8 protein-coding genes and 1 pseudogene are annotated in these 9,095 nt (G+C 64.7%); 3 read left to right on the top strand and 6 right to left on the bottom strand.

Going from position 1 to position 9,095, the window contains the following annotated elements:
- Positions 1–127, top strand: a pseudogene (locus tag MKK70_RS13685) (IS5/IS1182 family transposase); the annotation flags it as partial.
- 699 nt (positions 128–826) lie between these two features.
- Here MKK70_RS13685 and MKK70_RS13680 read toward each other — a convergent pair.
- The 6 genes from MKK70_RS13680 to MKK70_RS13655 form a co-directional block, all read right to left on the bottom strand.
- A complete protein-coding gene (locus tag MKK70_RS13680) occupies positions 827–1,666 on the bottom strand; it encodes an aldo/keto reductase (RefSeq protein ID WP_243948391.1) in 840 nt (279 codons plus the stop codon).
- A gap of 59 nt (positions 1,667–1,725) precedes the next feature.
- Positions 1,726–2,301 (bottom strand): type 1 glutamine amidotransferase domain-containing protein, encoded by a 576-nt coding sequence (locus MKK70_RS13675; protein WP_243948385.1) that lies wholly within the window; start codon positions 2,299–2,301, stop codon positions 1,726–1,728.
- A 124-nt stretch (positions 2,302–2,425) separates the two neighbouring features.
- Positions 2,426–2,803 (bottom strand): putative quinol monooxygenase, encoded by a 378-nt coding sequence (locus MKK70_RS13670; RefSeq protein WP_243948383.1) that lies wholly within the window; start codon positions 2,801–2,803, stop codon positions 2,426–2,428.
- Positions 2,804–3,210: 407 nt separating this feature from the next.
- A complete protein-coding gene (locus MKK70_RS13665) occupies positions 3,211–4,308 on the bottom strand; it encodes a two pore domain potassium channel family protein (protein ID WP_243948381.1) in 1,098 nt (365 codons plus the stop codon).
- A gap of 22 nt (positions 4,309–4,330) precedes the next feature.
- Complete coding sequence (locus MKK70_RS13660; RefSeq protein ID WP_243948389.1) at positions 4,331–4,888, bottom strand: cyclase dehydrase; 558 nt, start codon at positions 4,886–4,888, stop codon at positions 4,331–4,333.
- Positions 4,889–5,005: 117 nt separating this feature from the next.
- On the bottom strand, positions 5,006–6,178 hold the full coding sequence (locus MKK70_RS13655) for a zinc-dependent alcohol dehydrogenase (RefSeq protein WP_243948379.1): 1,173 nt from the start codon (positions 6,176–6,178) through the stop codon (positions 5,006–5,008).
- A gap of 354 nt (positions 6,179–6,532) precedes the next feature.
- Here MKK70_RS13655 and MKK70_RS13650 point away from each other — a divergent pair, with 354 nt between their 5' ends.
- Both MKK70_RS13650 and MKK70_RS13645 read left to right on the top strand, forming a co-directional pair.
- Positions 6,533–8,524, top strand: coding sequence for a PAS domain S-box protein (locus MKK70_RS13650; protein WP_243948378.1), 1,992 nt, complete (start codon positions 6,533–6,535; stop codon positions 8,522–8,524).
- A complete protein-coding gene (locus MKK70_RS13645; protein WP_243948387.1) occupies positions 8,515–8,745 on the top strand; it encodes a response regulator transcription factor in 231 nt (76 codons plus the stop codon). Before MKK70_RS13650 ends, MKK70_RS13645 begins: the two co-directional genes overlap by 10 nt.
- Positions 8,746–9,095 lie beyond the last annotated feature (350 nt).

The following is a 9,095-nucleotide window of genomic DNA, read 5'->3' as shown; positions in this document are numbered from 1 at the left end:
GGTCGAGCGCTTCTTCAGCAAGATCAAGCACTTCCGCGCCGTCGCCACCCGCTACGACAAGGATCCCGACAACTTCCTCGCCAGCGTCAAACTCGCTGCCGTCCGGGTCTGGCTGCGAACTTTATGAGTCCGCGACCTAGTCGATCGCTCGGGATGCACGCAGGCGGTTCAAGCGAAATCCGCCGTTTTCATCCTCGGCAAGCGGGTAAGTTTTGCCAGATGGTGATTTCTTGGAAATTCAGGATATGGCCAAAGGAGCGTTTGCACGGCTTGGGTCAGAAAAGATCCCGTACACTCGGCTAGGAAACAGCCCCGGCAGCACAACCGCATTGCCAGTGAACGACAAACGTCTGTGGTGGGCCGCCTTGGGCGACGCTTGGAGGGCTGCGTTTTGATGGCCGCTGTATGCGGCGCGAAATCGCTCGCGCCGATGATGGAGAAGGCTGCTGCCGCCGGGGTAGAGGGCGGTAACGAGGTCCGTGGGCGTCTCACCGCGGCTGGCCCGGACGCCGGTGCTGCGTTCGGGCTGCATAATCAATCCAGCGTCGGACGCGAGGAGCCCCGACCGCGTCAAGGCCAGCAGCAGGAGGATTGCCGGCCCGTGGAAGGCCAACACCATCGGCCCGTAGTCCGGCCGGTGGACCTCGGAACAGCCGCCACGTCAGCCGCGTGAGCTTGGGGCTGAGGATGCCCGTTCCGATACGGGCGTGAAGCCCCCTCAGGAACACGTCGAAGAGGACAGTCAGCATCACGACCGCGCCGAACACTTGCTCCGAAGCGCGCATCCCGATCCGTTCTTTCCGGCTGCAGCGGATTTTCATGGGCCCTACAGCATGGGAAGCCGGCGTGGCCGGGAGCCGAGCGGGAATGCTGCGTCGATCCGGGCAAGTTCGGCTTCCGTCAGCTGCAGCGCGGCGGCGGCCGCGTTGTCGGCGACGTGCTCGGGGCTAGACGCCTTGGGGATCGTGAGCAACGACGGTCGCCGCACCAGGAAGCGGAGCGCCACTTGACGCGCGGTCGCGCCGTGGCTGGACGCGATCTCCCCCAAGACGCGGTACCCCGACGTGTACGGGCCGGGAAAGCTGCCATGGCCGAATGGGCTGTAAGCGACCGTGGCGATACCGTGCTCCTCACACCACGGCAGTACCGTGTGCTCGATGGCACGCTCTTGGAGGTGATAGAGGACCTGGTTGCAGGCTATCCGGCCCTCGCCACCGGCTTTCCAAGCGGCATTGAGGTCGGGCACGTCGAAGTTGCTCACCCCCCAGGACAGGATCTTGCCCTGCTCGCGAAGCCGCTCGAAGCCGGCGAAGGTGTCCTCCAGTGGGTGCGGACCGGGCCAGTGCAGGAGGTAACAATCCAGCCTGTCGGTGCGCAGGCGCGCAAGCGATCGCTCGCAGGCCGCCACGGTCCCCGCGCGCGTCGCGTTGCTGGGGAGTACTTTGGAGACAAGGAAAACTTCCTCGCGCCGTTCAGCAATAGCCTCGCCGACCACGGTCTCGGCGTCGCCGTACATCTCGGCCGTGTCGATGTGGGTCATGCCGAGGTCGAGACCCCGCCGCAGGGTCGCGACAGCGGTGGGTCGGTGCGCGTCGTCAATGTACCAGGTTCCCTGGCCGATCACCGCAATCTCGCGTGGCACAGGACCGAACGGACGCCGCTCCATGATCTTCGGTCCCGACGGAGAAGGCGTTTGCTGCGCAGCGTCGACCGCGGCTTTCGGTTTCATTGGGCGGCTGCCTGTCGCGACGGTCCGCGTGCGCTCGCGAACAGCCTGATCACCTCCGGGTGGAAGGCCGGGATGTCGTCGGGTTTGCGACTGGTGACGAAGCCCTGATCGACGACGACCTCCTGATCCACCCACTCCGCCCCGGCGTTCTTGAGGTCGGTCATCAGCGACGGCCAGGAGGTCAGGCGCGGTCCGCGTGCGGCGTCCGCCTCGATGATGGTCCAGGGGCCATGGCAGATCGAGGCCATGGGCTTGCGGGCGTCGAAGAAGGCCTTCACGAACGCGATCGCCTCGGGCAGCGCGCGGAGCATGTCGGGGTTGATGACGCCACCCGGCAGCAGGAGCGCGTCAAAGTCCTCGGACCGGGCGCTGTCGAGGGGCATGTCCACCGGGAAGGTGTCGCCCCAATCCGTGAAGTTCCAGGCCTTCACCCGACCGTCCTTGGGCGACACGAGCCGGGTCTCGGCGCCTGCCTCGTCGACGGCCTTGCGCGGATCGGTCATCTCGATCTGCTCGAAGCCGTCCGTCACCAGGATCGCGACCTTCAGGTCGTCGAGGGTTTCAGAAGTCATGTTCCGCTCTCCGTTCGACAAGGATTGGATTCGGGACGGTCCTCACCGCCCGCTCGGACACTGCGGCCCGCTCGAGTAACGGGGGGGCCCTTTGAGGCGACGCCGGACCTGAACGGCTGAACGCTCAAATCGTAGTTCCTTCGGCCAGCATGAGCGCATTCCCGGCGTCGGTCTGTGATCCATGGGGCACCGGCCCCCGCCACCGAGGAAGCTTCGAGGCGAGCACGTCGATTTCCTGGATCGAAGGTGGCTCGGAGAACAGTTCGGACGCCTGTGCCTTCAGCGCCTGCGCGACGCCGCCGGAAAGATGGGCCTGCCGGCCCGCCTCGTCGGGGAAGGCGTCAAAGATTCCAAAGGTCGACAGTCCGATTCGAACGGCGAACCAAGCTGTCGTCGCCGGCTCCTGCTCGACAATCGAAAGACCGCCGCGCAGAAAACTTTCCACATCGGCCTCACGTCCGGGCTTCGCTTCCAGTCGTACGAAGAGCGCTTTGGTCACCATGGCTGGCTTCCTTCGAGTGCGAGGATTGGTCGTTACAGCCCCGGGACATAAGATGGCTTTTCCAACCTGAAGCCGTGGGCTCGATGAGAAGCGTGTCATGCATTCCGCGATTGCCTCATCCGGTAGAGTCCTAAGGTGTTGTCCGTAGCCAGGCTCAAAACTTCCTCAAACGCAGCAGAGTTTCCAGATTTACAAAAATAGCGATGCCCGTCCGGCAGTCGAAACGATTAATGGAGCTGGGACACGACCGGTTTTCGCAGATCAAGACGCTCGGCCAAAGTCAGCGCTTCCGGTGCAATTTCTCCAAGGCGAAGCAGCGGCTCCCGAGAGCGCGTTCGACGAAGCTGACAGACCAGCAACAGGGAGCGCGTGCGAGCGCCGTTTTCGATACGCTGGGACGAAGCGTTTCAGGGTCGCGGCTCCCTCCCGGGTCTGAACTCTTCGATGTGGTAGGCCATCGCAGGGGCCAGTCGTGCGATGTGTGGCTGCCAACGTGCCCGCAACGCGACATAGGTCTCTGGACCCGGCCCACCCGGTGTCGGCTCGACGCCGGCTTCCGACAGCCGGCCGACGGCCGCTGCGTAGCGGGTACGCCATGCTTCGCGCTCGGTACAGTTTGCGTCGGCGGGCGCTGGCAGATCCCCGGGCAGGAACGTCAATTCGAGGGTGATGACAAGCAGCATGGCGACGCGCCAGATCGCATCGACAGCAGCGCTCTCCTTGAGCCATGCGGCCTGACGATCCACAATTCCGCTTCGGATCAGCGACACCGTGTCGAGCGCGATGAACGCCTGCGCCGAGACGGAATAGAAGGGCTGCCGGAAGCGGAAGTAGAACAGCACCGGATAGAAGTGATGCGCCTCCTTCATTTCGGCGAGGGACCCGGCAACATTGGCCAGGTGGGTGTATCCGGAACTGAACTGTCCTCTGGGCCCGAGACGTACCAGGAGTTCGGCCGCATCCGAGGTCTCAGCCGCCAGCAGATGCAGCTTCAGGCCGAGAGCATTGCGCTGTCGAAGCGATGTGTAGACCTGCATCACGTAGGTCAGGACCAGCGACGTCACCGACATCCCGATGAGCGAGTTGACGAGGTAGAGGACCCGGTAGGCGTCCGTGGCCGGTTTGAAGTCGCTCGCCCCCACAATCGCGATGCTGCTGCCGCCCGCGTACAGGGCGGTCACGAAGTCGGCCGGGGTTTCGCCACCGCTCGCCCGAACGGCCGTTCCCAATGCCGGGTGGATGATGAGGCCGGCTCCGAGGGTCAGCCCCATCGACCAGAAGAGAACGTAGACGATGAGGATGACCGGGCCGCAGGCGGAGAGCACCGCACCCCGCCGCTTTGCGAAGAGATCGTCAGCACGGCGGAAGATCGCCCAGACGAGATGGGCCACCCGGTCCGCGAACAAGCCCGTTCCGATGCGTGCGTAGAGGACGGTCAGGAAGACGTCGGCGAGGACGAGCCCCATCACGAGCGCGCCCGACACCTGTTCGAGAACAGGAAGCATCTGGCCTACCCTTCCGTTGCGTTCAGGCTTTGGCCGATCTCCAGGGACGCATCGCCTCCGGACCGATGATGTCGGGCGGGGGCGTGAAGTCGCGTGCCGCACCCCGCATCGCTTCGGCGCGCTGTCGAAAGCCACTGCGCCGACGGTAGTCCTGACGGACTTTCTGAGACGGTTCGAGGGGCGCTTTCGCGAGACTCTGCGCACAGATCACATCGACCGCCGTGACCCCGATCAAGGCACCAAGTGCGAGCAACACATTGTGCTTGAGGGGATTGGGATCCTCGAGCCCGGGCAGGACCGTGGCGATGTCGAGCGCGTCCCCCGCGACGCGTGCCGAGATCCAGGGGGTCGGATCGCTGGAGCCCAGAATTCCGGCTCCTTGGAGGAGTTCGCGCACGCCGTAGGCATGAATGACCGGAGCCGCGCGCGGCATGCCGAGCCAGCGAGCTATGGCGCCGCCATACGCCAACTCGGTCAGACCCAGACCGATCGAGAGCCAGCCGAGACCTTGGGCGAGGACCTGTGTTCCGGGATCCGGCCTGCGGCGCGGGTCCGCACCGAGATAGTTCGGCAAGGGCATCTGCGCGCGTGGGCGGCCCCGGTCGCGTGGGTACGTGGACTCGGACATGCTGGCTTCCTCGGTGGACACGAGGGCGAAGCGGCAGAGCCGCCGCAGCGCGGCGCGCTACGACACCAGTTACGGCCGGAGCACGACCTTGATGCAGTTGTCCTTCTTGTCGCGGAAGGTCTTGTACATCTCCGGTCCCTGTTCGAGCCCCGCCCGGTGGGTGATGACGAAGGAGGGGTCGATCTGTCCGTCGGCGATGCGCTTCACGAGGTCGTCGGTCCAGCGATTTACGTGCGTCTGGCCGGTGCGGACGGTGAGGCCCTTGTTCATCAGGGCCCCCATCGGCATCTTGTCGACGAGGCCGCCATAGACGCCGGGGATCGAGAGGATCCCGGCGGGACGGCAGACGTAAATCATCTCTCGCAGAACGCTGGCACGGTCGCTCTCCAGCATCACCGCCTGCTTGAGGCGGTCGTAGGCCTGTTCGAGCGCACGCGGTGAATGGGCCTCCATGCCGACAGCATCGATGCACTTCTCCGGCCCCTTGCCGCCGGTCAACTCGTTGAGGCGCTCGACCACGCTCTCCTGGGCATTGTCGATGGTGATCGCTCCGCCCGCCCGAGCCATCTCCAAGCGCTCGGGCACGCTGTCGATGCATACCACCCGCTTGGCGCCGAGCAGGATCGCCGAGCGGATCGTCATCTGACCGACCGGACCGGCGCCCCAGATCGCTACCGTGTCGGTCGGCTGGATGTCGGCCTGCACCGCCGCCTGCCAGCCGGTGGGAAAGATGTCGCCGAGGAACAGAACCTGCTCGTCGCTGAGCCCCTCCGGCACCTTGATATGGGTCTTGTCGGCGAAGGGCACGCGGACGTACTCGGCCTGGCCGCCCTGGTAGCCGCCGGTGAGGTGGGTGTAGCCGAAAAGGCCCGCCGTGGTGTGCCCGAAGGCCTTTTCGGCCAAGTGCTTGTTGCGGTTCGAGCGTTCGCAGACCGAGAAGAAACCGCGCCTGCACTGGTCGCACTGGCCGCAGATGATCGTGAACGGGATCACCACCCGTTCGCCCTTGCGCAAGCTGCCGCCGACGCCCTTCCCCGTCTCGACGACCTCGCCCATGAACTCGTGGCCCATGACGTCGCCCTTCTCCATGCCGGGCATGAAGTGGTCGTAGAGGTGCAGGTCCGAGCCGCAGATCGCACAAGCGGTGACCTTGATGATCGCGTCCCGGTCGTCCTCGATCGTCGGGTCTGGAACCGTATCGCATCGAATGTCTTGCGTGCCGTGCCAGACCAGAGCTCTCATGGTGATCTCCTCGGAAGCGTCGGTGACGATTCATCTCCGGCGCGCGAGCGGCGAGCTATCCGGATGATCCCTAGGGAGGTTCCCGAGTCGCGGCTCGTGGAGCAGCCTCACCCGGTCGAGCCGGGCCTACCTGTTGCGGCTCCGGGCCATGCCCCGGGAACAGGCACGACCGCATCGACGATGTCGTGCCGGCGCTGAAATCTTCATCGATGCCGATCGTCTATTCGACTATCGCGCGAAAGCAGAAGACGTGCGATACGCATGGGTACTGAAGAAAAATTCTGAACATCAGCCCGTTGTGACTTAAAGGGGGCGGATGTCATGGCGAGTCGTTCACGATCAGAAGCTGGGCCGATGGCGACCCTCGAGCGAGCGCTTCGCGATCAAAGTCCCCTGCTTGCATCGATCCTGGACACCCTGCCCCTCGGCGTCGGCATCTATGACCATCACGGGCATCTCGTTCATTCCAACGCGCTCATGCACCCTTACGTCGGGCTGATCGGGCAGGCGTCGCGCGATCCGACTCAGATGGATCGCTGGCGGGGGTACGAGGGCGATGACGGGCCGATCACGCCCGATCGCTACCCGGGCAACCGGGCCTTACGCGGCGAGACGGTCTTGCCGGGTATCGATTTTCTCCATCGCGGGAAGGATGGGTCGGAACGCTGGATCCGCGTCGGCGCAGCGCCCGTCCGCGGCGAAGGCGAAGCAATCGTCGTCCTCGTCGTGCAGGACATCGACGATCTCAAGCGGGCCACGCAGCGAGTCGACGCCGCGTCGGCGGAACTGGCGAGCCAGTCCCGCTTCCTCGAGACAACGCTCTCTTCGATTCCCGATTTCGTCTACGCCTTCGATCCCGAAAAACGCTTCGCCTACGCGAATGCGGCCATGCTGACCCTGTTCGGCCTGTCCTCCGACGAGATGCTGGGTAGAACCTTCGCGGACCTCGACTACCCACCCGAGCTGGCCGAGGAGCTCGACGGCCACATCGACCGCGTCCTGAACGACGGCGTGACGACGCAGGGCGAAGTCTACTACCGGAGCCCCACGGGTTACGGTGCCTACTTCGACTTTCTATGGGGGCCGGTGCACGCGGAGGACGGCGCGATCGAGCTGGTCGTCGGTGTTTCTCGGGATACGAGCGAGCGCCGCGTCATGGCGGAGGAGCTTAAGCGAAGCGAGGCGCGCCTCAGGATCGCGACTGATCTCGTCGGTCTCGGCGTCTACACGTGGGATCCGTCTACCGGTGTCCACACCTGGGACCAGCGCGTGCGCGAAATGTGGGGCGTCCCGGCGCCTGCGCCCGTCGACACCGGTGTCTTCGAAGCCGGAATCCACCCGGATGACCGCGCTCGCGTCCAAGATGCCATCGCTGCCGCCATCGATCTGGCCGGGGACGGCAGCTACAGCATCGAATATCGGCTGATCGGGCGCACAGGTGGCCAAACCCGCCATGTCGCGACGTCCGGCCGGACCACGTTCGCGGATGGTCGCGCCGTCGCGTTCATCGGCGCCGTGATCGACGTCACAGCACAACGCCATGTCGAAACGTCTGTCCGGGCCAGCGAGGCCCAGTTCCGTAGCTTTGCCGAGCACAGCCGGAGCCTCCTCTGGATCGGCGATCCGGAAGCGGGAAAGATCGTCTATCGTAGTGCCGCCTTCGAGCGGATCTGGGGCGTGCCGTGCGCGGAAGGGCCGACCGCGTTCAGTGAATGGATCAAAGATGTCCACCCCGCCGATCGGCAACAGGTCGAACGGTCGCTCGGACTTGTCCGAGCCGGTGAGGCGGTGCAGTTCGAGTACCGGATCATCCGTCCCGGGGACGGCGCGATCCGCTGGCTGCGCGAGACCAGCTTTCCGATCCGGGACGAGAACGGTACAGTCTATCGATTGGGCGGGATCACCGCCGATCTGTCGAACCAGGACGAGCATCAACTCTACATCGTCAGCACGAAAATCGGTGAGGCGCGACGGCTCGCAAACCTGGTTCGGAGCCTCGAATATCGTGTCCGAACCTTCGACAGCGCATCGGCTTTCCTCGACATGGCCCCGGTCCTCACGCCGGGTTGCGTGCTTGTCGACGTCCGGCAGTCGAGGAATGAATGCCTTGCGATCCCGCGGGAACTGAAGGCGCGTTCCATCGCGTTGACGACCATCGCGCTCGGTTCGCCCACGGCAGATGTCGCCTCGGCGGTCGCCGCCATGAAGGCTGGCGCCGTCGACTTCGTGAGCTTGAGCGATGAGGATGCACCGCAATCCGCGCTGCTGATCGCGATATCGAGTGTCACAGTGACGCCCGGCCGACGACATCCGATGAGAGCGCCGCGGCGCGGTTGGTGCGGTTGACGCCTCGAGAACGCCAGGTCCTCGTCGGTCTCGTCGATGGTGGAACCAACAAGACGATCGGCCAGCACCTCGGTATCAGCCCCCGCACGGTGGAACTGCACCGCGCCCAAGTCATGAACCGCCTCAACGCGGCCAGCCTGACGGACTTGCTTCAGACCGCGCTGGCCGCAGGGATTGTTCCGTCAGGCTGCGCCGGTCGCGATCAGCAAAAGCCTACCTAGGATCGTTCCGATCCTGTTCGGCCAGCCCTGGCAGCCCCAGGGGGAAGAAGCTTCTAAGAGCATTTTCGCTCAGCCGATGGCGATCGCATGTGCCCCGGCAGGCAGATTCGACGATCGCAATCGCGAGCTGACGTCGTGTCTCCGTTGCGAAGCGATCAGCCGCGCAAACGAGGTTGGCAGCGAGCATCGAGGTCCAAGCCAGATCGAACCCTTCGCACATCGCTTTGACAATATCGGGGGTGAAGACCGCAGCGTTGGGGTCCATTCGTTCGAGGTACGAGCCCTCCCAAATCCCCGGTGTCCGACCAGCCGAAGACCGCCGATGTATACCGCCTTTCATTCGTGCCTCC

The sequence above is a fragment of the Methylobacterium sp. E-041 genome (assembly GCF_022829665.1).
Taxonomy (GTDB): domain Bacteria; phylum Pseudomonadota; class Alphaproteobacteria; order Rhizobiales; family Beijerinckiaceae; genus Methylobacterium.
Note: the sequence above shows the minus strand (reverse complement) of the source record. Positions and strands in the feature narration are given on the sequence as shown.

Coding starts and splice junctions, on each gene's coding strand:
- MKK70_RS13665 (WP_243948381.1), bottom strand. CDS start 4,308: ATGCTTCCTGTTCTCGAACAGGTGTCGGGCGCGCTCGTGATGGGGCTC.
- MKK70_RS13660 (WP_243948389.1), bottom strand. CDS start 4,888: ATGCCCTTGCCGAACTATCTCGGTGCGGACCCGCGCCGCAGGCCGGAT.
- MKK70_RS13670 (WP_243948383.1), bottom strand. CDS start 2,803: ATGGTGACCAAAGCGCTCTTCGTACGACTGGAAGCGAAGCCCGGACGT.
- MKK70_RS13675 (WP_243948385.1), bottom strand. CDS start 2,301: ATGACTTCTGAAACCCTCGACGACCTGAAGGTCGCGATCCTGGTGACG.
- MKK70_RS13680 (WP_243948391.1), bottom strand. CDS start 1,666: ATGGAGCGGCGTCCGTTCGGTCCTGTGCCACGCGAGATTGCGGTGATC.
- MKK70_RS13650 (WP_243948378.1), top strand. CDS start 6,533: ATGGCGACCCTCGAGCGAGCGCTTCGCGATCAAAGTCCCCTGCTTGCA.
- MKK70_RS13655 (WP_243948379.1), bottom strand. CDS start 6,178: ATGAGAGCTCTGGTCTGGCACGGCACGCAAGACATTCGATGCGATACG.